25 protein-coding genes are annotated in these 23,221 nt (G+C 66.9%); 15 read left to right on the forward strand and 10 right to left on the reverse strand.

Annotation, left to right across the window (positions count from 1 at the left end; translation table 11 throughout):
• Positions 1-79: 79 nt before the first annotated feature.
• Complete coding sequence (locus tag QW881_RS00705; RefSeq protein ID WP_315716668.1) at positions 80-859, reverse strand: protein phosphatase CheZ; 780 nt, start codon at positions 857-859, stop codon at positions 80-82.
• Positions 860-1,166: 307 nt separating this feature from the next.
• Between QW881_RS00705 and QW881_RS00710 the strand changes: the two genes are divergently transcribed.
• Positions 1,167-1,958, forward strand: coding sequence for a L,D-transpeptidase (locus QW881_RS00710; protein ID WP_315754668.1), 792 nt, complete (start codon positions 1,167-1,169; stop codon positions 1,956-1,958).
• Between the two features lie 88 nt (positions 1,959-2,046).
• On the opposite strand, the gene QW881_RS00715 is transcribed toward QW881_RS00710, so the two are convergent.
• From QW881_RS00715 to QW881_RS00740, 6 genes are all read right to left on the reverse strand, one after another.
• Entirely contained in the window at positions 2,047-2,847 is an 801-nt protein-coding gene (locus tag QW881_RS00715; RefSeq protein ID WP_315754670.1) for a DUF2076 domain-containing protein, read from the reverse strand.
• 223 nt (positions 2,848-3,070) lie between these two features.
• Entirely contained in the window at positions 3,071-3,913 is an 843-nt protein-coding gene (locus QW881_RS00720) for a ChbG/HpnK family deacetylase (protein ID WP_316158099.1), read from the reverse strand.
• Positions 3,910-4,953 carry a glycosyltransferase family 2 protein gene (locus tag QW881_RS00725; protein ID WP_315736560.1) on the reverse strand — a complete coding sequence of 348 codons (1,044 nt, stop codon included), beginning with the start codon at positions 4,951-4,953 and terminating at the stop codon, positions 3,910-3,912. The genes QW881_RS00720 and QW881_RS00725 overlap by 4 nt, the downstream gene beginning before the upstream one ends.
• Before the next feature lie 70 nt (positions 4,954-5,023).
• Positions 5,024-6,001 (reverse strand): ATP phosphoribosyltransferase, encoded by a 978-nt coding sequence (gene hisG / locus QW881_RS00730; protein WP_316158098.1) that lies wholly within the window; start codon positions 5,999-6,001, stop codon positions 5,024-5,026.
• The gene (locus QW881_RS00735) at positions 5,998-7,158 is read right to left on the reverse strand and encodes an ATP phosphoribosyltransferase regulatory subunit (protein ID WP_315754676.1); all 1,161 of its coding nucleotides are present in this window, start codon (positions 7,156-7,158) and stop codon (positions 5,998-6,000) included. The genes hisG and QW881_RS00735 overlap by 4 nt, the downstream gene beginning before the upstream one ends.
• A gap of 117 nt (positions 7,159-7,275) precedes the next feature.
• Positions 7,276-8,028: a 16S rRNA (uracil(1498)-N(3))-methyltransferase gene (locus QW881_RS00740; RefSeq protein WP_316158097.1), complete on the reverse strand. Its 753-nt coding sequence runs from the start codon at positions 8,026-8,028 to the stop codon at positions 7,276-7,278.
• Positions 8,029-8,301: 273 nt separating this feature from the next.
• On the opposite strand from QW881_RS00740, the gene QW881_RS00745 reads away from it, so the two are divergent.
• From QW881_RS00745 to ubiA, 3 genes are all read left to right on the forward strand, one after another.
• On the forward strand, positions 8,302-8,667 hold the full coding sequence (locus QW881_RS00745; protein WP_316158096.1) for a hypothetical protein: 366 nt from the start codon (positions 8,302-8,304) through the stop codon (positions 8,665-8,667).
• Between the two features lie 283 nt (positions 8,668-8,950).
• Positions 8,951-9,604 (forward strand): hypothetical protein, encoded by a 654-nt coding sequence (locus QW881_RS00750; protein ID WP_315755147.1) that lies wholly within the window; start codon positions 8,951-8,953, stop codon positions 9,602-9,604.
• The gene (ubiA, locus tag QW881_RS00755; protein ID WP_315736565.1) at positions 9,601-10,533 is read left to right on the forward strand and encodes a 4-hydroxybenzoate octaprenyltransferase; all 933 of its coding nucleotides are present in this window, start codon (positions 9,601-9,603) and stop codon (positions 10,531-10,533) included. The genes QW881_RS00750 and ubiA overlap by 4 nt, the downstream gene beginning before the upstream one ends.
• Here the strand turns inward: ubiA and QW881_RS00760 are convergent, their stop codons facing one another.
• Entirely contained in the window at positions 10,534-11,058 is a 525-nt protein-coding gene (locus tag QW881_RS00760) for a DUF6101 family protein (protein WP_315754682.1), read from the reverse strand.
• A 284-nt stretch (positions 11,059-11,342) separates the two neighbouring features.
• On the opposite strand from QW881_RS00760, the gene QW881_RS00765 reads away from it, so the two are divergent.
• From QW881_RS00765 to lpxK, 6 genes are read left to right on the forward strand one after another with little or no spacing between them, the layout of a single operon-like run.
• Positions 11,343-12,731, forward strand: coding sequence for a TldD/PmbA family protein (locus tag QW881_RS00765; protein ID WP_315736567.1), 1,389 nt, complete (start codon positions 11,343-11,345; stop codon positions 12,729-12,731).
• A 58-nt stretch (positions 12,732-12,789) separates the two neighbouring features.
• Positions 12,790-13,536: a 3'(2'),5'-bisphosphate nucleotidase CysQ gene (locus tag QW881_RS00770; RefSeq protein WP_316158125.1), complete on the forward strand. Its 747-nt coding sequence runs from the start codon at positions 12,790-12,792 to the stop codon at positions 13,534-13,536.
• A gap of 59 nt (positions 13,537-13,595) precedes the next feature.
• Positions 13,596-13,835, forward strand: coding sequence for a DUF4170 domain-containing protein (locus QW881_RS00775; protein WP_009031572.1), 240 nt, complete (start codon positions 13,596-13,598; stop codon positions 13,833-13,835).
• Positions 13,836-13,852: 17 nt separating this feature from the next.
• A complete protein-coding gene (locus tag QW881_RS00780; protein ID WP_315716682.1) occupies positions 13,853-14,593 on the forward strand; it encodes a lysophospholipid acyltransferase family protein in 741 nt (246 codons plus the stop codon).
• Positions 14,586-15,893 carry a 3-deoxy-D-manno-octulosonic acid transferase gene (locus tag QW881_RS00785; protein ID WP_316158095.1) on the forward strand — a complete coding sequence of 436 codons (1,308 nt, stop codon included), beginning with the start codon at positions 14,586-14,588 and terminating at the stop codon, positions 15,891-15,893. The genes QW881_RS00780 and QW881_RS00785 overlap by 8 nt, the downstream gene beginning before the upstream one ends.
• Positions 15,886-16,911 carry a tetraacyldisaccharide 4'-kinase gene (gene lpxK, locus QW881_RS00790; RefSeq protein WP_315754686.1) on the forward strand — a complete coding sequence of 342 codons (1,026 nt, stop codon included), beginning with the start codon at positions 15,886-15,888 and terminating at the stop codon, positions 16,909-16,911. Before QW881_RS00785 ends, lpxK begins: the two co-directional genes overlap by 8 nt.
• Here the strand turns inward: lpxK and QW881_RS00795 are convergent.
• Positions 16,881-17,108 carry a DUF2093 domain-containing protein gene (locus QW881_RS00795; RefSeq protein ID WP_315736570.1) on the reverse strand — a complete coding sequence of 76 codons (228 nt, stop codon included), beginning with the start codon at positions 17,106-17,108 and terminating at the stop codon, positions 16,881-16,883. The two genes, lpxK and QW881_RS00795, sit on opposite strands and share 31 nt — an antisense overlap.
• 201 nt (positions 17,109-17,309) lie before the next feature.
• On the opposite strand from QW881_RS00795, the gene QW881_RS00800 reads away from it, so the two are divergent.
• Positions 17,310-18,140, forward strand: coding sequence for a dienelactone hydrolase family protein (locus QW881_RS00800; RefSeq protein WP_315754689.1), 831 nt, complete (start codon positions 17,310-17,312; stop codon positions 18,138-18,140).
• A 7-nt stretch (positions 18,141-18,147) separates the two neighbouring features.
• On the opposite strand, the gene xseA is transcribed toward QW881_RS00800, so the two are convergent.
• Entirely contained in the window at positions 18,148-19,764 is a 1,617-nt protein-coding gene (gene xseA / locus QW881_RS00805; RefSeq protein WP_315754691.1) for an exodeoxyribonuclease VII large subunit, read from the reverse strand.
• A 131-nt stretch (positions 19,765-19,895) separates the two neighbouring features.
• Between xseA and QW881_RS00810 the strand changes: the two genes are divergently transcribed.
• The 4 genes from QW881_RS00810 (at position 19,896) to purD (ending at position 23,116) form a co-directional block, all read left to right on the forward strand.
• Positions 19,896-20,882, forward strand: a complete 987-nt coding sequence (locus QW881_RS00810) for an alpha/beta hydrolase (RefSeq protein WP_315754693.1) — start codon at positions 19,896-19,898, stop codon at positions 20,880-20,882.
• A 13-nt stretch (positions 20,883-20,895) separates the two neighbouring features.
• Positions 20,896-21,444 (forward strand): hypothetical protein, encoded by a 549-nt coding sequence (locus tag QW881_RS00815; RefSeq protein WP_315754696.1) that lies wholly within the window; start codon positions 20,896-20,898, stop codon positions 21,442-21,444.
• Between the two features lie 4 nt (positions 21,445-21,448).
• Positions 21,449-21,763, forward strand: coding sequence for a transcriptional regulator (locus tag QW881_RS00820; protein ID WP_315736575.1), 315 nt, complete (start codon positions 21,449-21,451; stop codon positions 21,761-21,763).
• Positions 21,764-21,832: 69 nt separating this feature from the next.
• Positions 21,833-23,116 carry a phosphoribosylamine--glycine ligase gene (gene purD / locus QW881_RS00825; RefSeq protein ID WP_315754698.1) on the forward strand — a complete coding sequence of 428 codons (1,284 nt, stop codon included), beginning with the start codon at positions 21,833-21,835 and terminating at the stop codon, positions 23,114-23,116.
• Positions 23,117-23,221 lie beyond the last annotated feature (105 nt).

Raw genomic sequence — 23,221 nt, forward strand, 5'->3', positions numbered from 1 at the left:
ACGAAAAACGCCGGCGATAGCGCCGGCGTTCCTGTAGGGTGACGTTGCCTAGAGCGGTCGCTGGGAATGGCCGACGAGGTCAGTTGAACATCGCGTCGATGTCGTCCTGCGAAGCGTGGCCGACGTCACCTTCCGCCTTCGGGCCGTTCAGCAGCCGGGCGTCGCCCTCGCGGTGGTCGACGATCGGCGGCGTATGCGCCTTGATGGCGTCGACGCCGCCCCAGATGTCCATCATCACCACGATGTGGTGCTCGATGAACTTCATCGTGGTCATGACCTTGTTGATGCGCTGGCCGGTCAGGTCCTGGAAGTTGCAGGCCTCGAAGATCGAGACCACCCGCTCCTGGATCTCTTCGCTCAGGATCTTCTGTTGGTCGGCCGAGTCCACCTTGGACAGCGCGCTGGCGGCCTGGTCGATCGCCTCCGCGGCTTCCAGGATTTGCTGGGTCGCCTGCTCGGTGCCGCCGACGACCGCGCCGAGCTCGCCGTTGACCTTGGCCATCTCCTCGCCGTTGAAGCTCTTGGCATGGAGGGTCGCGATCTCGCCCTTGGTGCGGTTGATCGCGTCGTGGATCAGGTCGAGCTCGACCTTGAGCTTTTCGCACTGCTCGATCTGGGCACGATAGGTCTCGAGCAGCGCGCGCGCTTCGGCGACCTCGCGTGCGGCGGACTCTTCGATGGCGGCGTTCGCCGTGTTGCTGCCGCCGCTGCGGATTGCATTGGCCATCTGGGAGCGGATCGCGCGGAGCTCGTCCATGATTTCCTTGTGGTTGGGGCCGATCTCGCCGCCCACGAATTCAGGCTCCGGCATATGGCCGACGATTGCTTCTTCGATACGGAAACGCTTGCGAACAGCCATGATAGTATCCCTGACCTTTTGCTCGGATCAGTTCTACGCAAAGGCTATTTAACATCGCGTTCACGCCAGGAACCGCCGTTGAGCAACGCTGACGTGCATCGTGCGTCAACGATTAACCATGCTCCGCCGGCCTTCACGCAAAATAAACGCTAGCGATCAAAACCGCCGCGGTGTGCCGCGATGGTGAATCCCGGCGCCTCCTGCGTTTACCAAAGCGATCGGGTTTTGCTCTTTATTGACGATACGCGGCGGCGCATTTGCCTCGCGCGATGAACAGTCTTCAGACGAAACAGTACAGAGTACGTCGATGTTCAAATCAGTATCCGCAGCGCTGCTGGCCGGCGCATGCGTTTTCCATGCAGGTCTGGGCCGCGCCGCAGCCCAGGGGTTTCAGCAGCCGACCGTGATCTATAGCGGCCCGCCGCAGCAGTCCGCGCCGGTGCGCACCGCCTATGTTGAACGCTCGCGCATGGGTGGCGGCTTCATCGAATTCCTGTTCGGGGATCAGCAAGGCGGCCGCGGCGCGCCTCCGCCGGGACAGCCGATGTACCAGCAGCAGCCGTCCTACTACGAGCCGCAGCGGCTGGCGCCGGGCATGGTCCCGCAGCAGGGAGTGCCGGATGAGGAGGCCTATGAGCAGACGCAGCGGCCACTCGATCCGAAATACGAGAAACAGATCGTTGACTATGACGGCAAAGAACGGCCGGGCACGATCGTCATCGATACGCCGAACAAGTTCCTCTATCTGGTCCAGGGCGAGGGCAGGGCGCTCCGCTATGGCATCGGCGTCGGCCGCCCCGGCTTCACCTGGTCGGGCGTGAAGACGATCTCGGCCAAGCGCGAATGGCCGGACTGGACGCCGCCGCCGGAAATGCTCGCGCGCCGGCCCGACCTGCCGCGGCACATGGAGGGCGGGCCGCAGAACCCGCTCGGCGCACGCGCGATGTATCTCGGCTCGTCGCTGTATCGGATCCACGGCTCGAACGAGCCATGGACGATCGGCACCAACGTCTCGTCAGGATGTATCCGGATGCGCAACGAGGACGTCATCGACCTCTATGGCCGCGTGAACGTCGGTGCCCGGGTCATCGTGCTCTGACGACGGCCGCTGCGCGACATCAGCAACAGAAAAAGGCCGCCCGTGGGGGCGGCCTTTGCATTCTTGAGTTGGCTGCGACCCGGGAGCTTCACGCGTAGTCGCTGCCACCGTCGTCGTCGCCATAGCCGTCATCGGCATCGAAGTCGGCCGCGTCGCTGTCATTGCCGCTGTCGTCATGGCTCGCCTGGTCGAACAGGCCGGCCCGGCCGCCGTCGCCGCCCGGGCGGCCGATGTCCTCGAGACCGGCGTCGCGCGCCAGCGAGCCGCCGGACTGGTCGCCGCTCCACGGGCTGGCACCGCCGCCCCGCTCCTCGATGATCGTGGTGTCACCGAACGCCTGATGCGACCCGCCGCCCATCATCGAGCGGATGCCGCCGAGCAGCAGCGAGCCGCCGACCATGCCGGCCGCTGCGGCCGCCGCCGTGCCGAGGAACGAGCCGCCTCCACCGCCGAACATGCCGCCGCGCGGCTGGCCGAAGCCGCCCTGGTCATAGGAGCTGGGCTGGCCGGGATAGCCGGGCTGGCCCTGGTAGCCCGGGGGTATCGCCTGGCCGCTGTTCCAGACCGGGCGGCTCTGCGAGGGCGGCGGCACGTTGGGGACCGAACCGCGGCTGCCCGAGCCGAAGATGCTGTCGCGCATCGAATCGAGGAAGCCGCCGGACTGGCCCTGCGGGGCCTGGGCGTGCTGCAGCTCCTCGATGCGGGCGTTGGCGCGCTTCAGGGCTTCGTCCTGCACCAGCACCGTCTGCACCAGCGCATAGACGGCATTGGGAGCCCGCTGCAGCGCCTGGGCGATGGCGGCGGCAGCCTCCGGATCACGCGGTGCACTCTCCAACGTGGCAAGCCGGTCGAACAGATCGTCGATGAGTTGGCGTTCTTGCGGTGTCATGTCGTTCTCCTGCCGCTTGCCTTGTTCCGGCCAAGCGCGGCCAAGATTTAGGGGGACTTTGTGGCCCGGCCAGCCGGGGCGCGGATTAAATTTCCGTATGCGACAAAGCGTCTTTGCACTTGCGAGGCGTTTCGGAAGCCGAAGGCGGACGGCATGCCTGCCTCCCTCCCACTTCGAACGCCGCCGCGCCGGGTTTTGTTCGCCGGGGCACGCGAAACATCCATCAGCCGAGCGTCACCTTGCGGCGCTCCAACAGGCCCGGAAAATGCTCGCCGGCAAGATAGGCGTGCTCATGCTCGCGCTGCACCGTCAGCGGATCGAGCTCGATGAGGACGTCATCGACGAAACCGGGGTGGCACATCACCAGCCCATGCTCGGGCAACTCGTCGAGGAAGCCATCCATCAAAGCTCCGAAGTCGGAGGCCTTGGTGAAGTCGTAGGCGCCCGCGAAGCCGGGATTGAAGGCGATCTCGGCCCGCCTGGCCTGACGGCGGAATTGCGCGCTGAGCACATCCAGCAGCAGCGCCTTCGGCGCCGTCAGCCGCTGCATCAGGGGCAGATTGCGGCCGCCCTGGCGCACCCAGGCCGTGGGCGCAGTTTCCTTGACGGCGGCGAGAAAGCCCTCGCGCACCTGCGGATAGAGCTGGGCATGCTGGTGGCCGTCGACGAAATCGGGGGCGCGACCGAACAAATCGCCGAACGCTGCAAGTTGAACCAGGACCTCGGCACGGATCATCTCGGGATCGAGCCGGCGGGTCAGTCCGGCGCGCAGCAGCTTCGGGAAGGGCAGGAACATGCCGCCTTCCGAGGGACGGAAATGCATCGTCAGGGGCCGGAACGGCGCGGTCAGCGTGACGTGCAGGCCGATGGCGCAACGCGGGCTGTCGGACGCGACCTTGGTCAGCTCCGTCACCTCGTCGCGCCCGATCGCGGCGCCCACGGTCATCACCGAGGTTGCGTTCAGCCGACCGCGCGCGATCAGGTCTCGGATGGCGCTGTTAACCCCGGGACTGATGCCATAGTCATCGGCGCACAGCCAGATGCGCCGGCGCGGCGTCGCGTTCATTCGGCGGCGTTCCTCTCGGCGCCGTCGCTCCGCGCATCGAGCGCTGCACGCTTCTCGCTGTGCTCGGCGACGAAGTAGATCGGACGCGCTTTCAGCTCGGACAGGATCTTGCCGATATACTCGCCCATGATGCCGATCATGATCAGCTGCACGCCGCCGATCGTCATCAGGCCGACCATCAGCGAAGGATAGCCGGGCACCGACTTGCCGGTAGCTAAAGTCTCCCACAGGATCGAGAGGCCGAACAGAAAGGCCGCCGAGGCGAGCAGGATTCCGAGCAGACTGGCGAACCGCAGCGGGGCGACCGAGAACGAGGTCAGGCCTTCGATCGACAGGCCGAGCAGGCTGGTCAGGTTGAAGGCCGTCACGCCATGGGCACGCGCGGCAGGCTCGTAGTCGACGCGGATCTGGCGGAAGCCGATCCAGCTCGCCAGTCCTTTGAAGAAGCGGTTGCGCTCCGGCAACTGCCGCAGCGCCGCCACCGCGCGCGGCGAGAGCAGGCGGAAGTCGCCGGCGTCCTCGGGAATCTTTTGGCGCGCCCCCCAGTTGATGAGCGCGTAGAAGCCGTGCACGGCGACGCGGCGCAGGAACGGCTCGTTGTCGCGATGCGCCTTGGCGGTATAGACGACGTCATAGCCGTCCTTGATCCAGTGCGTGACGAGCTGCTCGACCAGGGCCGGCGGATGCTGGCCATCGCCGTCCATGAACAGCACGGCGCCGCGCCGGGCATGATCGAGGCCGGCCATCAGCGCGGCCTCCTTGCCGAAATTGCGCGACAGCGAGACGACCTGGATGTCGAGCGCATCGGCCTGCAAGGTGCGCGCAATCGCGAGCGTGTTGTCGCGGCTGCCGTCGTCGACATAGACCAGCTCGCAGGCGAGGCCGAAGCGCTGGCGCAGCGTACGGGCGAGATTGTTCAGCCGCTCGTGCAGCGCCGTCAGTCCCGCGCCCTCGTTGTAGACGGGGATAACGATCGACAATCCCTGCGACGCGGCGTCGGCCGCAGTCGTGGTCAGATCCGACACGTCAGTTCCCAGCATTGCTCAGCGTCCTCGTTCTGCTACCAACATATGGTAGCTGCGCTCGCCTGTCGCTACGATGAACGGCGATTTATGATCGCAGGAAGGCCTCGAGGCGAGCAAACAGCGGATTTTCGCGGTCGAGCACATAGTCGAGCGAGGCGACCGAGACGGTCTCGGCGCCATGCGCGCGCAGAAAGCTGCCGAGCGCGTAGATCTGCGCCGGCGGGCAGTGCAGGGTGAGCATGCCGGACGAGGTCGGGCCGCCGAACGGCGCCACGACGCCGAAGCAGTTGTGCGCCTCGGTCAGCATTGTTGCGTCGCACCCTTTGAAGCGGGTGCGGACCTCGCGGTATTTGCTGGCGCGGGCGCGGGCATGGATGTGGTCGAGAATGATCCGGGCGCTCTCGCGCGGCCCCTCCGACCAGTCGGCGTCGCGGGAGGCGACCAGGTTGGCCTGGCTGCGCAGGATCACGCCGTCGTCCAGCACCTTCAGCCCGTTGGCCACCAGCGTCGAGCCGGTGCTGGTGATGTCGACGATCAGCTCGGCAGCGCCGACCGCCGGCGCGCCCTCGGTGGCGCCGGCGCTCTCGACGATGCGGTAATCGACGATGCCATGGGCGGCGAAGAAGCTGCGCGTCAGGTTGATGTACTTGGTAGCGACGCGCATCCGGCGATTGTGCTGGGCGCGAAATCCGGTGGTGACGTCATCGAGATCGGCCATGGTGCGGACGTCGATCCAGGCCTGCGGCACGGCGACGACGACGTTGGCGCCGCCGAAGCCGAGCGTATCGATCAGCAGCACGCGCTTGTCGGCATCCGTGATGCTCTCGCGAACCAGGTCCTCGCCGGTGACGCCGAGATGCACGGTGCCGCGCGCCAGTTGCGAAGCGATCTCACTCGCAGACAGATAGGCGATCTCGACATTGTCGAGACCTGCGATGGTGCCGCGATAGTCGCGCGCGCCGCCGGGCTTGGACAGGTTCAGTCCGGCGCGGCCGAAGAAGGCCTCGGCATTCTCCTGCAGACGCCCCTTGGAGGGAACGGCGAGGACGAGGGGGCCGCTCATGATGCTCTCCCGCGCGAGGACTTGCCCACGGCGCTGCTCTGGGCCAGGCGCTCGATCCAGATCGAGAAGCCGACGGCCGGAATCGACTCGGCGGCGCCAAGCTGGCTCAGCAGGCCGTCATAGCGGCCGCCGGCGACCAGTGGCTCGTCGCCATTGCCCGGATGATGCAGCTCGAACTCGAAACCGGTGTAGTAGTCGAGGCCGCGGCCGAACGACGTGGCGAAGCGCACCTTGGTGATGTCGATGCCGCGTTGGGCCATGAAGCCGGCGCGGGCCTCGAACGTGTCGATCGCCGCTGAAATGTCGAGCTTGGCGTCGGCGGCGAGCGCGCGAAGCTGCTGGACAGCCTCGGTCGGGCTCCCGCTGATTGCGAGGAAGCGCTTGATACGGTCCAGCGCGTCACGCGGCAGCGCGCCGCTCTTGAGGGTGGACTGCTCGAGGAAGCGGTCGGCGATCTCCGCCACCGTGCGGCCGCCGACCGCCGTTGCGCCGGCAATCGACATCAGGTCGGTGACCAGGGCGAGCGCCGCCTTGCGGTCGGAGCCGGCCAAGGCGGCGAGCACCCCTTCATACTCGTTGCGCGGGGCCACCGAGGCGATCGCCAGCCGCTCGAGGTCCTGCGCCAGGGTGCGCTTGCGGTTGAAGTCCTTGATCAGCCGCCGCCGCCATACCGGATAGAGATCGAGGGCGTCGATCAAGGCCGTGAACAGCGCGACGTCGCCGGTGCGGATATCCACCGCGGCAAGGCCGGCGGTGGCGGTCGCCTCGATCGCCAGCGCCAGCATTTCGGCATCCGCGGCGGGCCGATCCTGACGGCCGAACGATTCGATGCCGGCCTGCAGGAACTCGCTCGGACGGCCCTCGCGGTAACGAAATACTGGACCGAGATAGCTGAAGCCAGCCGGATGCCCGGCGCGGGCCGAGGCGAGGTAGTCACGGGCGACGGGAATGGTCAGGTCGGGGCGCAAGCAGAGCTCTTCGCCGGCGGCGTCACCGGTCAGATAGAGGCTCTTGCGGATGTCCTCCCCGGAGAGATCGAGAAACGGCTCGGCCGGCTGCAGGATCGCCGGTTCGGCCCGCTCATAGCCGGCCTGGGCGAAGGATTGCAGCAGCATGTCCGCCCACGCGGCGGGTCCGGTTGGAGCGGGTCCGGTCATGTCGATCGAGTTCCAAAGTGGAGTGAGCGCCTCTGGAGGCCGCGGCTGCCCCTTAGCATGGCCGTTTGACGGTTTCGACTGCGAATGGCCGCGGCAAGCCACAATTGGCCGGATGCCTTAACCGCGGGGGCCGGTCCAGTCCCCGAGCGTCGCCTGGATCACGGCGAGGGCGGCAACGCCGGCCGTATCCGCGCGCAGGATGCGCGGGCCCAGCGCGAGCCTGATCACGTGCGGCTGGCGGAGCAGCAGCGCCCGCTCGTCGTCGGCAAAACCGCCCTCCGGTCCGATCAGCAGGTCGATGCCGGCCGGGTCCTTGCCGCCGCGCAGCGCCTGCAGCGGATCGGCCAGTTCGGCGGCCTCGTCGCAGAACACCAGCAGCCGCTCAGGTTGCCGCTGCGCGAGGAAGCGCTCCAGCGGCACCGGGTCCTTGACTTCGGCGAGACTGAGGATGCCGCATTGTTCGGCGGCCTCGACCACGTTGGCGCGCATACGCTCGCCATTCACGCGCGACACCTGGGTGTGACGGGTGATGACCGGCTCCAGGCGCGAGGCGCCCATCTCGACCGCCTTCTGCACCATGTAGTCCAGCCTCGCGTGCTTGAGCGGCGCGAAGACGTAGGCGATGTCCGGCAGGTGATCCTGGGGCCGGCTCTGCTGCTGGATCGTCAGGGCATCTGGCCGCTTGCGGCCCTCGATCACGGCCCGCCATTCGCCGTCGCGGCCGTTGAAGACCAAGACGTGATCGCCGGTGCCGAGACGCAGGACGTTGCCGAGATAGTTGCCCTGATTGCGGTCGAGCGCGACCGTGCCTCCCTCCTGCAAGGGGGCGTCGACGAACAGGCGCGGGGCGGTGAAGTCGTATGCGGGCATGGAGCGAAGCGGTGCCGATGATGGAATGTTGCTTAACCAGACCGCGCGCCGGCCGCAAAGCCGGCGGGGCCGTCACGGGGTGTTGTATCGGGTATTGGCGATGGCGCCTTTCGGCCGTGCTGTCGACAGATTTTACCGGTTCGATCCCGCTGTCGTCCCTTCGGGGACGGGCATCCGATGATTCCGAGAGCCTTGAAGCGGAGAACGGCCTTGATCTTGAGACCTTCGACTTGGGCGCTTGCGATTTGGGCGCTCGCCGCGATCGTCCCGGTAATGGTCGCTGCGCCGTCCCGGGCCGATGACAAGGCGGCGCCGCCCCAACGGGCGGCCCCCGCGGTTCCGGGCGGTGTCGGTGCGGCCGGCTTTCGCCCGCCCGAAACCTGCCTGAAGGAGTTCACCCCGCTGCGGGACGAGACCGCGCGCCGGGCCAAGCTGCTCAAGGCGGCGACCGAGCGGCGCTTTGCGCCCGGCGAGGCCTGCCAACTGGTGCATGACTACGAGCTCGCCCAGACCAAGATGATCGACTATGCGGTCGCCCATGCCTCGCTCTGCGGCATCCCGCCCAAGATCACCGATCAGCTGAAGGCGAATCACGAAAACACCCTGGCCGTGATGCGCAAGGTCTGCACGGCGACGTGAACCGTCCCGCCGACCGCCGAACTGGCAACTCCGGCCTGACCAGGTGGGCGAGGGCGCGGAGTGAACGGATTTTGGGCCCCGACGTTCGGGAAGGGCCTCGTTTTGGGCCTCCGCGCCGGTTGGAACCCGGCTGCGTCCCTCCGCCGCGGCTGTGATCAACTCCGCGGTTGTGCTGGACGGGCGAGAATCGTAAAAGCCCCGGATCGGATCGTGCTTTCATCCGGAAGTGTTGAGGATTCTTGGTCTTACCGGAGAACCAGCCTTGATCGTCCGCCAGTCTTTCATGCCGCTCGCCATTGCCACCCTGGTGCTCTCCACAGGGCAGCTCTTCGCGCAGAGCTCCTTTCCCGCGCCGATGCCTGGCCAGGCCCAGACCAGCAACTCGCCGTTTCCGCCCATCAACGGCGCGGCACCGACCCGAGCCGCAGCCCCGGCAAGTCCGTTCCCCAGTCCAGGCGCCTCGGCGTTCGGCGGCGGTGGTGGCTTCCAGCCGGCCCCGATGGGAGCCGCGCCGCAGGGTGGCCCGCCGGAGAGCTGCATGAAGGAGTTCATTCCGCTGCGCGAGGAAGCCGAGCGTCGCGGCAAGCTGATCAAGGCCGCGAGCGACCGCAAGGCCTCGCCTGACGAGGCCTGCAAGCTGATCGCAAATTTCGGCAAGGCCGAAGTGAAGATGATCAAATATGTCGAGGCGCATTCGGCGAGCTGCGGCATTCCTCAGCAGATCGCCGATCAGCTGAAGGCCGGTCACAAGAACACCGACGCGCTGGAAAAGAAGGTTTGTGCCGTGGCGGCGCAGATGCAGTCGGGGGCCGGAAGGCCCTCCGCTCCGAGCCTGAGCGACGTCCTGGGCTCGTCGGCCGCGTTGCCTGAGGCCAACACGACCAAGAAGGGCGGATCCGCCTTCGATACCATGACCGGCAACGTTCTCACCCGATGAGCGACACGGCCGTCCGCGTTGCTGACGCGACCGGCAATTGGGTCGATACGCTGGCGCCGGTCTGGAGCCGGCCCTACCTGCGTCTCGCCCGCTTCGATCGCCCGATCGGATCGTGGCTGCTGCTGATGCCGTGCTGGTGGTCGGCCGCTCTGGCTGCTGGGATCGCCGGGAATCTATCCATGTTGCCGGCGTGGATCGGGCTCTATTTCGTCGGCGCGTTCGTCATGCGTGGCGCCGGCTGCACCTGGAACGACATCACCGACCGCGATCTCGACGCCAAGGTGGAGCGCACACGTTCGCGACCGATTCCCGCCGGTCAGGTCGGCGTGAAGCAGGCGCTCGCCTTCCTGGTGGCGCAGGCCCTGATCGGTTTGGTGGTGCTGCTGCAGTTCAACCGGTTCGCGATCGCCACCGGCATCGCCTCGCTGCTGATCGTCGCGATCTATCCGTTCATGAAGCGTGTCACCTGGTGGCCGCAGGTCGTGCTGGGTCTCGCCTTCTCGTGGGGCGCGCTGATGGGATTTGCGGTCGCGTTCGGCCGCATCGATGCCACCGCGCTGCTGCTCTACGCCGGGTCGATCTCGTGGGTGATCGCCTATGACACGATCTACGCGCATCAGGATGCCGAGGATGACGCGCTGATCGGCATCAAGTCGACCGCGCGCCTGTTTGCCGACCGCACGCATCTGGCGCTGGTCATCTTCTACAGTCTGGCCGTCATCCTGATTGGGGCCGCGTTCGCGACCGCCCACGTGCATGTCGCGGCGTGGCTCGGGCTGGCGTGTTTTGCCGCCCATCTCGGCTGGCAGATCCGGCGTCTGGATATCGCCGATCCGGCGCTGTGCCTGCGGGTGTTCAAGTCGAACCGCGATGCCGGACTGCTGCTGTTCGCAGGGCTGTTGGTCGATGCCGTGCTGCGCGCAACCTGATCAGTTGCGCGCGACGATCTCGCGCTCGCCGCGATGGATCGAGGCTGGATTGAGCTGGTAGCCGACACGGCGTCGCATCAGGAAGCGCGGGCGGCGCGAGCGGATCGCGTTGCGGCGGCGGCGGCGCGGCGTGGCCTCCCGGCGCGTGTCCTGCAACTGGGGCAGCGCGAAGGTCTCGCTCCACATCGCCCAGGCGGCAACGATCTCGTTCTGGTCGTCGCTGACGCAGAGCGGGATGGTCAGGGAAGGGTCGCGGTGAACGAGCACCAGCATCACCTGGGTGTCGTCGATCTCGCGCACGCCGATGCCGAGGAAATCGCTGACGCGGAGGTTCAGGGCCATGCGCATGCCGCTGACGGCACGACGCAGGACCACGCGCTCCCGGTGCAATTCGATCTGCCGGATTCCGCCATCGGCACGGGTATCGTGCGCGCTGTACGAGACGGGCAGGGAAAGAGGGTCGAGCCGCAGGGCGCGGCCCGACCCAGCGGAATGGCTTCCGCCTGTTGCTGTTTGACGCCTCACGGCTTGGTCTCCCCGCCGGGATTATGCTCCCGGTCGATGCGTGTGACCTTGCCACGCGGATCGCCCGTATCGGCTTAACAAGCCTGGTTAATCAGATCTCACGCGTGATCCTCCTACCGTCATGATTGACAAGCGCTTGCCCCGCATGATTGACGAGACCTTGCCGATTTGCCGACAATCCGATGTGCCGTCTGCCGTCCTGCTTGAAGTCGGCGTGAACAGGCCACATTTCCTTTGGATTGAGCCGTCTTCGCCGCCCACCTGACATCGATCGGATCGTGTTCGTGACCTCTTCCTCAGCCTCATCGTCGACATCAGCCCAATCAGATCTGCTCGACCAATCTGCCCTGCGAACGCTCGCCGAGCGGCTGGTTGAAGCCGCGAGGAAGGCCGGCGCCGATGCCGCCGACGCCATCGCGGTGCGCGGCATCTCGCAAGGCGTCGAGGTCCGTGACGGGCGGGTCGAGGAATCCGAGCGCTCGGAAGGCGACGATGTCGGCCTGCGCGTTCTCGTCGGCAAGCGCCAGGCCGTGGTGTCGACCAACGACGTCAGCGGGGACGGCGTGGCGCGGCTGGCCGAGCGGGCCGTGGCGATGGCGCGGGTGGCGCCTGACGACCAATATGTCGGCCTCGCCGATCCGGCGCTGTTGGCGCGCGACATTCCCGAGCTCGACCTGCTCGATCCGCAGATTCCCTCGACCGCAGAGCTGGAGCGCCGTGCCCAGGAGGCGGAGGCTGCCGCGCTCGGTGTAAAGGGCGTGACGAAGTCCGGTGGTGCGTCGGCCTCGACCGGCATCGGCGGCATGGTGCTGGTGACGAGCGACGGTTTTCACGGCGCCTATCTGCGCTCGAGCCAAAGCATCTCGACGACCGCCATTTCCGGCGAAGGCACCGGGATGGAGCGCGACTACGACTACACGGCGGCTCCGCACGGCGCCGACCTGCTGGCGCCCGCGGCCGTCGGGCGCAGCGCTGGCGAACGCGCGGTGGCGCGCGCCAATCCGCGCAAGGTTGCCACGTGCCAGGTGCCGGTCGTGTTCGATCCCCGCGTGTCGGGCTCGCTGGTCGGACATCTGGTCGGTGCCATCAACGGCGCCTCGATCGCGCGCAAGACCAGCTTCCTCAAGGACAAGCTCGGCGCGCAACTGTTCGCCAAAGGCATCCGCATCATCGATGATCCGCTGCGCAAGCGTGGGCTGCGGTCGCAGCCGTTCGACGCCGAGGGCGTGAAGGTGAAGCAGACCGCGCTGGTCGACGATGGCGTGCTGACGACGTGGCTGCTGGATTCGGGCACCGCGCGCGAGCTCGGCATGGTGACGACCGGCCACGCCCATCGCGGCGTGTCGTCGTCGCCTTCGCCCGGTCCGTTCAATCTGCATCTCGAAGCCGGCGTCGTGACAGCGAAGGAGCTGATCTCGGACATCAAGCAGGGCTTCTACGTTACGGACCTGATCGGCTCGGGCGTCAACGGCGTCACCGGTGACTACAGCCGTGGCGCGTCCGGCTTCTGGATCGAGAATGGCGAGATCGGCTATGCCGTGAGCGAGGTGACGATCGCCGGGCATCTGTTCGAGATCTTCAAGTCGATGACGCCTGCCAGCGATCTGGAATTCCGCTATGGCGTCAATGCGCCGACGGTGCGCATCGAAGGATTGACGCTTGGCGGACGATGAGATCGAGAAACCGGACGAGACCAGCCTCGCGGCAGACGCCAGGCTCCTGAAGGAGGCGGTGCGCGAAGCCGGCGAGCTCGCACGTTCGATGTTCGGAACGGAGTTGCGCAAATGGACCAAGGGTGCGTCGTCGCCCGTCTCCGAAGCCGACATGGCGGTCAATGCGCTGCTTGAGCTCAGGCTGCGATCGGCAACGCCGGATTACGGCTGGCTGTCCGAAGAGAGCGCGGATGATCGGGCGAGACTCGGTCGGTCGCGGGTCTGGATCGTCGATCCGATCGATGGCACGCGGTCCTATCTCGGCGGCCGCCACGACTGGTGCGTGAGCGTCGCGCTGGTCGAGCACGGTGCGCCGATACTCGCCGCGGTGCATGTCCCGGTCAGCGAGGAGTTCTTCTTTGCCGCACGCGGCAGCGGCACCACGTTGAACGACGAGCCGGTTCAGGCCTCGACCGGACGCGTGCTCGACTTCGCGCGGGTGGCCGGTCCAAAACCGTTGGTTGAGCGGTTGGCTCCGAGTTCTGCGCGGATTGAACTCCATCCGCGAATCGGATCATTGGCGCTGCGCCTGTGCCGTGTCGCGCATGGCGGGCTCGATGCCGCTTTTGCAGGCGGGCAAAGCCGCGATTGGGATCTTGCGGCGGCTCATTTGATCGTGCAGGAAGCGGGGGGTAAAATGACCGCGTTGTCCGGCGAGGCGATCCTCTATAATCGTCCGGAGGTGGTGCACGGGATGCTGGTGGCAGCGGGCCGCGACCGACATGCCGACATCGTCGCGCAGTATCGCAGGTTACCGCCGGACTGAACGCCCTTGGATCGCACCCTCCACGTCGCCTGCAAGGCGTTGACTAGGAAACAATACCGATGACAGATAGCGCCTCGCAGCAGCTCCTTCACCTCGTGATCGGCGGCGAGCTCATCAATCTCGACAAGAACGAATTCAAGGATCTCGACAAGGTCGATATCGTTGGCGTCTATCCGAACTACGCGGCGGCCCACGCCGCCTGGCGAGCCAAGGCGCAGATGACGGTCGACAACGCCCACATGCGCTATTTCATCGTTCACCTGCACCGGCTGCTCGATCCCGGTCAGGATGCGAAGTAAGACGCAAAGCTCGCGACTTGAAACACCTGATCCGCAATACGCTGCGTAGCGGCTGGTTCCAGCGCGCCGTCGGGTTCCTCGCGGCCGAGTACCTGCGCCTTGTGTGGTTGACCAATCGCTTCACCTATGAGCCGCCCGAGGTCTACGACATCGTCGAGCCGCAGATGCCGGCGATCTTCGCGTTCTGGCACGGCCAGCATCTGCTGACACCCTTCATCAAGAACAAGCCGAGCTATCGCGCCAAGGTGCTGATCTCCCGCCATCGCGACGGCGAGTTCAACGCGATCGCCGCAGAGCGGCTCGGCATCGGAACCATCCGCGGCTCCGGCGATCATGGCTCCTCCTTCCACCGGAAAGGCGGGGTGGGGGCGTTCAAGGAGATGGTGCGGGCGCTCGAAGACAACTATAATGTTGCATCGACCGCCGATGTGCCGAAGCGTGCGCGGATTGCGGGGCTGGGCATCATCATGCTCGCGCGCGAATCAGGACGTCCGATCATGCCGTTCGCAATGGTCACGAGCCGCTTCATCCGCCTGAAGAACTGGGACAGCACCACCATCAATTTGCCATTCGGCCGCGGCGCATTGGTGGGAATCAAGGAAATCAACGTGCCGCGCGATGCCGACGCCGCGATGATGGAAGAGGCGCGTCTCGACCTTGAGGCGACGCTGAACGAGTGCATGCGCCGCGCCTATGAGATCGTCGGCCGTCCCGAGGCCTGTCCTCCGCCGGTTGCGTCGGGAGCATCGAGTGCCTAGCCCGCTGCCGATGGCCCTGCGTGTCTACCGCGGGTTGTCCTCGGCGGCGGTGCCGTTTGCGCCGGCACTGATCAGACAGCGGCTCAAGCATGGCAAGGAGGATCCCGAGCGGACCGACGAGCGGCGCGGCCTGAGCCACGACACGCGCCCGCTGGGTCCGCTGGTCTGGATTCACGGTGCCAGCGTCGGCGAAGTGCTGGCGGCGGCGGCGCTGATCGAGCGGCTGCGTGAGCTCAACATCCGCATCCTCATCACGTCCGGCACCGTGACGTCGGCCACCATCGTGGCCAAGCGCTTCCCGCCCGACGTGATCCACCAATACGTGCCCTATGACACGCCGCGCTTCGTGGAGCGCTTTCTCGATCATTGGCGTCCCTCGCTCGGGCTGTTCATCGAGTCGGACCTCTGGCCGAATCTCATTCTCGCCGGCGCCTCGCGGCGGGTGCCGATGGTGGTGATCAACGGCCGCATGTCGCCGCGCTCGTTCCCGCGCTGGCGCCGCATGTCCGGCACCATCTCCGCCCTGCTGGGACGCTTCGATCTCTTCCTCACGCAGTCGCAGGCGGATGCCGACCGGTTCTCCGCGCTCGGCGCGCGCAACGTCATCACCACCGGCAATCTCAAGCTCGACGTGCCGGCGCCGCCCGCCGATCCGGCGAAGCTCGATCGGCTCACGGCGATGACGCGCGGCCGTCCGGTCGTCGTCGCCGCCTCCACGCATCCCGGCGAGGACGAGATCCTGATCGCGGCCCACAAGGCCTTGTCGGCTACCTATCCGTCGCTGCTCACCGTGGTCGTGCCGCGCCATCCGCATCGTGGCCCGGCCGTCGCCGAACTCGTCGCAAGCGCCGGCCTGCAGGGCGCCTTGCGTTCGCGCGAGGAACAGCCGCTCGCTGGCACCGACATCTACGTCGCCGACACGATGGGCGAGCTCGGCCTGTTCTACCGGCTGGCGCCGGTCGTGTTCATGGGCGGGTCGCTGGTCGAGCATGGCGGCCAGAATCCGATCGAGGCCGTCAAGCTCGGCGCGGCCATCGTGCACGGACCCCACGTGTTCAACTTCACCGACGTCTATGAGTCGCTGGACAAAGCCGGGGGAGCCAGGCTCGCCCACGATCAGGAGGCGCTGATCCGCCAACTCCGGCAGCTGCTCGCTGATCCCGCAGCCGGCAACAGCCTGGTTGCGGCAGGAACGCGCGTGGTCGATCAGCTCGGTGGCGCGCTGGAGCGGACGCTGTCGGCGCTGGAGCCGTATCTGTTGCAGGTCAGGCTCGAAATGGGGGCAGCCGGCGATGCGTGAGCCGGCCTTCTGGCATCGGCCGCCGTCCTGGCAATCGCGTCTGCTGTTCCCGCTCTCGAAACTCTACGGCGCCGTTGCCGCACGCCGGATGGCACAAGGCGGCGTCGATGCCGGCCTGCCGGTGATCTGCGTCGGCAATTTCCATGTCGGCGGAGCCGGCAAGACGCCGACCGTGCTGGCGCTGACCGATATGCTGCGTGACCTCGGCGAGCAGCCGGTGGTGCTGAGCCGTGGCTATGGCGGCCGGCTGCACGGGCCCGTCGTCGTCGATCCAGCTGTCCATGAGGCTGCCGATGTCGGTGACGAGCCGCTGATGATGGCGGCGCGAGTGCCGGTCGTCGTGGCGCGCAACCGCGCCGACGGCATCGGTCTCGTCAAGGCGCAGGGCGCCTCCGTCATCCTGATGGACGATGGCTTCCAGAATCCGTCGATCACCAAGGATCTCGCGTTGATCGTGATCGACGGCGCGCGCGGCCTCGGCAATTCCGAGGTGTTTCCCGCGGGCCCGTTGCGCGCGCCGCTGCCACCGCAGCTGGCGCGCACCGACGCGTTGGTCGTGATCGGTAGCGGCCGAGCCAGCGAGGCTGTCGCCTCACATCTGTTGGCGGCCGGCAAGCCGGTGTTTTCAGCCGCGTTGCAGCCCGATGCCCAGACCGTCGCGGCGTTGCAGGGCAGGCCGCTGCTGGCGTTCGCCGGGATCGGCGATCCCGCCCGATTCTTCCGCACCCTTCGCGGCGCCGGTCTCGACGTCAGGCGCGAGCGTGCCTTTCCGGATCACCACCCATTCACGACGGGTGACGTCATAGCCCTTGCCAACGAAGCCAGGCGTGATGGATTTGCCCTGGTGACCACGGAAAAAGATCTCGTGCGGTTCCGCGGCCACGAGGCCGCGCCCGATGTCATGGCATTCCCGGTGACACTGCATTTCGGCGATCTCGCCGCGTTGCGCGCGCTGGTTGTGCAGCGGCTGTCAGCGAAGCGGAACGGTCAGCCGCTGGCTTTCAATGCGCCGGGATAGTGCCGCTGCAGCACGGCGCTCGGCAGGGCGTAGGCTTCCTGCAGATCGACGCTCCAATATTTCAGCTCGTCCAGCGGAATCCGCACATCGGTGACCGCGCAGCGCACATAGCTTCCCGGTGAGATCACGCGGAAATCGCCATCCAGATACTGCACCTGCGCCTCGCCCTGGCCCGAGGGACCAAACTTGTTGAGCACGTCCGCGATCTCCAATTTCTTGACGTGAAGTCCCCCTACGCAGGCGCAGCGCGCACACGACAGGCCGAATTTCGATGATTTCCTAGCATAGATGGGGGACGCTGTCCCCCCGCGCAAACCCACTGATTTGTGATGCTTCTGCTCGAAACTCCGTGCTAGCTAGGTTTCAATATCCGCCGCTTGTCCCGCCCGGCTGGTTTGATGCGCTCCCTCGTCGCCATCGTCGTCTCAATGCTCTGCGCCATGGCGTTTTCGGCCTTGGCTGAGCCGTTGCCGGCGCCCATCGCGGTCGAGATCCCCTCGGGAAGCTATGTGCTGCGCGCCCAGCTCTACCGGCCGAAGGGAGCCGGCCCATTTCCGGTCGTGGTTGCGCTGCACGGCTGCGGCGGGCTTTCCGGCCGCTCCGAGCCGGTGCTGCCGCGCTATCGCGACTGGGCCGAGGAACTGGTCAAGGACGGCAAGGCCGTCCTGCTGCCGGACAGCTACGGCTCGCGCGGACTGGGGCCGCAATGCCGCGTCAAGGAGCGTCGTATCAGCGGCCGGCGCGAGCGTGTCGCCGACATCGTGATCGCGCAGAAATGGCTGGCCGAGCAAGCCTGGGCGATGCCCGACCGGGTCAGCCTCGTCGGCTGGGCCAGCGGCGCGAGCGCGCTGTTGTGGGCGGTGCGCCCGCAATTGCCCGAGCATGTCTCGCCGGATTTCCGCTCGGCGGTGGCGTTCTATCCGGATTGCCGCGCCTCGTCCGGCCTCGGCTGGAGCACGCGCGTTCCGACATTGGTGCTGATCGGCGGCCTGGACGACGTCTATTCGCCGCCGGCGTGCCGGCAGATGATCGATGGCGCGCGCGGCCGCAGCGCGCTGACCCGCATCGTCATCTATCCCGGCGCCTATCACGATTTCGATCGTGTGAACCTGCCGCTGCATCAGGTCGCAGGGTCGGACGCCGGGGCGCCCGAGCGCGGCCATGTCGGCTCGGATCCCGAGGCGCGTGCCGATGCGCAGAAGCTCGTGGCCGATTGGCTCGCGCGCTGAGGACCACTCAGAACAGGCTGCCCTGATCGGCGGGATCGGGCGTGCGCTTCGGCGCCGAAGGCTTGCCCTCACGCGGGGCTTTTGGCGATGCTGGCGCCGCGGCTGGAAGCGGGCGGTCCGCGCCCGCCGTGGCCGCGACCTTGCCGTCCGCAAATTCGATCGAGAGTGCGGCGCCCGGACCGATGCTCGCCGCATGGTGCAACGGATGGCCGGCCTCGTCGCGCACCAGCGCAAATCCACGCGCCAGCACGCTGCGATAGGACAGCGCGGTGAGGAGCTTTTCGTTCTGTCCCACGCGGGCCGTCAGGCGCTGGAGCTGAGTCTGCAACGCGCGCCGGGCCCGCTCGGCAAGACGTTCGGTTCGGTCGCGCTCGCGACCGATGGCCTGGCGCTTGGCCTGCGCATAGGCCTGGCGCGAGGCCTTGAAGCGGGCGTCGAGCGCCTCGAATCGCTCGCGCCGCCGGTGCAACTGGCCGCGCGACGACAGCGACAGCCGCTCGGACGACGCGATGAGACGATGGCGCGATTGCGCGATCTGCGCGTGCAGCACGCGCAGAGTGAGCTTGGCGCTCGCCGCCGCGAATTGGCGAAAGTGCACATGCGTGTTGGTCTTGAGCGCGCGCGGCAGGCTGGCGGCCGCCGAATCCAGCCGCTGCCGGGGAATGGCCAGCAGATCGCTAGGGCCGGGCAGGGCGCGCGCGGCGGCGCGCAGCTCGTTGCGGCGGCTCTCCTGGCCGCGCTGCCAGCAGACGCTGACACGGCGCGCGAGGCTTGCGACCTCCTGCATCAGTTCGCTGCGCACCGGCACCGCCATTTCCGCGGCTGCCGTCGGCGTCGGCGCACGTTTGTCGGCGGCGAAATCGATCAAGGTCACGTCGGTCTCGTGGCCGACCGCCGAGATCAGCGGGATCATGCTCTCGGCCGCGGCGCGGACCACGATCTCCTCGTTGAACGACCACAGGTCCTCCAGCGAGCCGCCGCCGCGCGCGACGATCAGCACGTCGGGCCGCGGGATCGGGCCATCCTGCGGCAAATCGTTGAAGCCGCGGATCGCGGCGGCAACCTGCTCGGCCGAGCCTTCGCCCTGCACCTTCACGGGCCAGACCAGCACGCGGCGAGGAAAGCGGTCCTCGAGCCGGTGCAGGATGTCGCGGATGACTGCCCCGGTCGGCGAGGTGACGACGCCGATCACCTCGGGCAGCCACGGCAGCAGTTGCTTGCGTGCGGGATCGAACAGTCCTTCGGCGCCGAGCTTCCGCTTGCGCTCCTCCATCAGCGCCATCAGCGCGCCGATCCCGGCCGGCTCCAGCGCCTCGACGACGATCTGGTACTTCGACGAATTCGGGTAGGTGGTGAGCTTGCCGGTGGCGATCACCTCGAGCCCTTCCTGGGGCTTGAAGCGCATGCGGCCATGCACGCCCTTCCAGATCACCGCCTCGATCTTGGCGCTCTCGTCCTTGAGCGCGAAATAGCAATGCCCCGAGGAATGCGGCCCGCGAAAGCCGGTGATTTCGCCGCGCACCCGGACATGGCCGAACTGGTCCTCGACCGTGCGCTTCAGCGCCGAGGACAGCTCGGTGACGGTGAATTCGGGCGCGTTGGGCAAGGCTTCCGCAGGCGGCATCGCTGTTTGATTCGGTTCGGGGAGCAGTTGCCAAGGTAGGGGCTTTCCGCGTTCGCCGCCAATCAAGCCGTTGCCTTTTCGATAACTCTGTAATACAGAGTTCTCTAAATAGATAGGAGATGGAGAGGGGTATGCGGGCAAGCATCAAGATCGTGCGTCGGCTCATCGGTTGGGGCTTTGGCCTCGCCGGGGCCCTTGCCCTTCTTCTGGGCGGGATGATCGCGACGCCGTTGGTGCGCCCGCCCGAGCTGAAATCGATCTCGGAGACCGTCGGGCGTGTCGATCGGAGCACCATGCCAGCCCTACAGCGCTTCAGCGCCCGGGACGGCACGGAGCTCGCCTACCGCCACTATCCGGCGCGGGCGACGCCGATCGGCAAGGTTGCCATCCTCGTGCACGGCTCCTCCGGCTCGAGCGTCGCCGTGCATGCGCTGGCGGATGGGCTCGCCGCCCGGGGCATCGACACGTTCGCGCCCGACATTCGCGGCCATGGCGGCTCAGGCACCCGCGGCGACATCGGCTATCTCGGCCAGCTCGATGACGATTTGGCCGATCTCGTCGCAGAGGTCAGGAGGACCGCGCCGTCCCAGCCGATCGTGCTGCTCGGCCATTCGGCCGGCGGCGGCTTCGCGCTGCGCGCCGCGAGCGCGCCGATTCAGGACCTGTTCGCGCGCACCGTGCTGCTGTCGCCCTATCTCGGCTATGACGCGCCCACCAACCGGGAGAACTCGGGCGGTTGGGCCAGTCCCGACATTCCGCGCATCCTCGCGCTCGGCGTGCTCGATCGCGTCGGCCTGAGATGCTGCGAGGCGCTGCCCGCGCTGGCCTTTGCTGTCAGGCCGAACTCGGAGAAGTTCGTGGCCTCGACCTACAGCTACCGGCTGTTCCGCAATTTCGCGACCCGTGGCTACAAGGCCGATTTCGCTGCGGCCAAGCACCCGGTGACCGTCATCGCCGGCGCCGACGACGAGCTGATGCGCGCCGACAAATATGCCGGCGCGGTGCAGGCCGTCGCGCCCGGTGTTGACGTGAAGCTGATCGCGGGCGTCAATCACATGGAGATCGTGTCGGCGCCGCAGGCGGTAAGCGCGATCGCCGAGGACGTGGCGACGCGCTAGGGGTTCAAGCCGCATGATCGACAGCCTGGAAGCCGCGCGGGCGCTCAGCGACATCGAGGATGTCACGAAGCGCGTGCGGCAGTCGCAGATCTATCGGCTGTCGAGCCTGATGATGATCCTCTGGGGCGTCCTCGTCTTTGCCGGCAATCTCGTGACCTATCTGGCGCCTTACCACGCCGACAAGGCCTGGCTGTCGGTCTATGTCCTCGGTCTGGCCGGCTCGGTGGTGTTGGGCGCGACGGAGAAGGCGCGTTCCGGCGTCCGCAGCTTCGATCTCCGGGCGCTGCTCGCCTTCGTCATGTTCTTTGCGTTCGGCTTCTTCGTCGAAGCGATTGGCCATTTCGGACCGCGTGAAATGGGCGCGTTCTGGCCGGTCTATTTCATGCTGTTCTACGGCCTTGCCGGATTGTGGTTCGGCGCGGCCTTCACGGTGTTCGGCCTGTGCGTCACCGCGTTGACCCTGGTCGGCTACCTCTTCATCGGCGCGGCTTTCCCGTTGTGGATGGCGTTCGTCAATGGCGGCGGCCTGGTTCTCGGCGGCTTGTGGATGCGGCGGAGCTGACGGTTTGGCGGAGCTCGACGAGATCATCCACCAGCCGCTGCGGCTGAAGATCATGGCGGCGCTGAATGCCCTGCCTGCCGGGGCCGGGCTGGAATTCGTCCGGCTGAAGAAGCTGACCGGCGCCACCGACGGCAATCTCGGCGCCCATATCGACACGCTGGCGCGCGCCGGCTACGTCGCCGTGGACAAGGCCTTCGTCGGCAAGAAGCCGCAGACCACGGTGACGGCGACCGCGGCCGGCCGGGCGGCGTTCGCCCGCCACGTCGCCAGCCTGCAGGAGATCATCGCCGGCGCCGCCGTCAAGCCGTCCGAGCCATGATTTGACTCTGTAGCGACGGCCGGGCAATTGGGGCGTCCAAATTGGCCCACCCCTGCGACGGCATCCACGATGAACATTCTGCTCCTTGGTTCCGGCGGCCGCGAGCACGCGCTCGCCTGGAAGATTGCCGGCTCGCCGCTGCTCACCAAGCTGTGGTGCGCGCCCGGCAATGCCGGGATCGCCAAGGAGGCCGAATGTGTCGCGCTCGACGTCGCCGATCATGTGGCGGTAATCGCCTTCTGCCGGGCGAACAAGGTGGATCTGGTGGTGGTCGGCCCCGAGACGCCGCTCGCCGCCGGCATCGTCGACGATCTCGAGGCTGCTGGCATCAAGGCGTTCGGCCCGTCCAGGCTCGCCGCCAAGCTCGAGGGCTCCAAGGGATACACCAAGGATCTCTGCGCCGAATACGAGATCCCGACCGGCGCCTACTGCCGCTTCGACAATGCCCCCGAGGCGCTCGCCTATGTCCGCGAGCACGGCGCTCCGATCGTCGTCAAGGCAGACGGGCTCGCGGCCGGCAAGGGTGTCGTCGTGGCCAAGACGGTTGCCGAGGCCGAGGACGCCATCAAGATGATGTTCGAGGGCGGCTTCGGCGTCGCTGGCGCCGAGGTCGTCATCGAGGAGTTTCTCGAAGGTCGGGAGGTGTCGTTCTTCGCGCTGTGCGACGGTGAGACCGCGATTCCGCTGGCCTCCGCCCAGGATCACAAGCGGGTGTTCGATCACGACCAGGGACCGAACACCGGCGGCATGGGGGCGTATTCGCCGACGCCGTTCGTCACGCAGGAGATTCATGACAGGATCATGAATCAGATCATTCAGCCGACCATCGCCGGCATGAACGCGCGTGGCACACCGTTCAAGGGCATTCTCTATGCCGGCCTGATGCTGACCGCCCAGGGGCCGAAGCTGTTCGAATACAATGTGCGCTTCGGCGATCCGGAATGTCAGGTGCTGATGCTGCGGATGATGTCGGATCTCGTGCCCGCCATGCTGGCCGCCTGCGACGGACAGTTGAAGAATTTCGACCTGCGCTGGTTTCCCGACGCCGCCGTCACCGTGGTCATGGCCGCGAGTGGCTATCCCGGCGACTACGCCAAAGGCGGTGTCATCGAGGGGCTCGACGACGCCGCGCGGATCGAGGGCGTGGAGATCTTCCACGCCGGCACGGTGGCGAAGGACGGCGCCATTCTCGCCAATGGCGGACGCGTCCTCAACGTCTGCGCGTCGGGAAAGAGCGTCACCGAGGCTCAGGCGCGGGCCTATCAGGCCGTCGACCGCATCAAATGGACCGACGGCTTCTGCCGGCGCGACATTGCCTGGCAGGCGGTGGCGCAGGAAAGCGCTCAGGGCTGAGCATCGTGATCGCCGCCTTCGGCCCCACAAGGCTATTTTTCCCGCGAGAATTGTGGCAGTTCCATAGACTCATGCCGTGATGGGATGAATCAGTTCCGCCGTGGA

This window comes from Bradyrhizobium sp. SZCCHNS3016, from assembly GCF_032484535.1.
Taxonomy (GTDB): Bacteria; Pseudomonadota; Alphaproteobacteria; order Rhizobiales; family Xanthobacteraceae; genus Bradyrhizobium.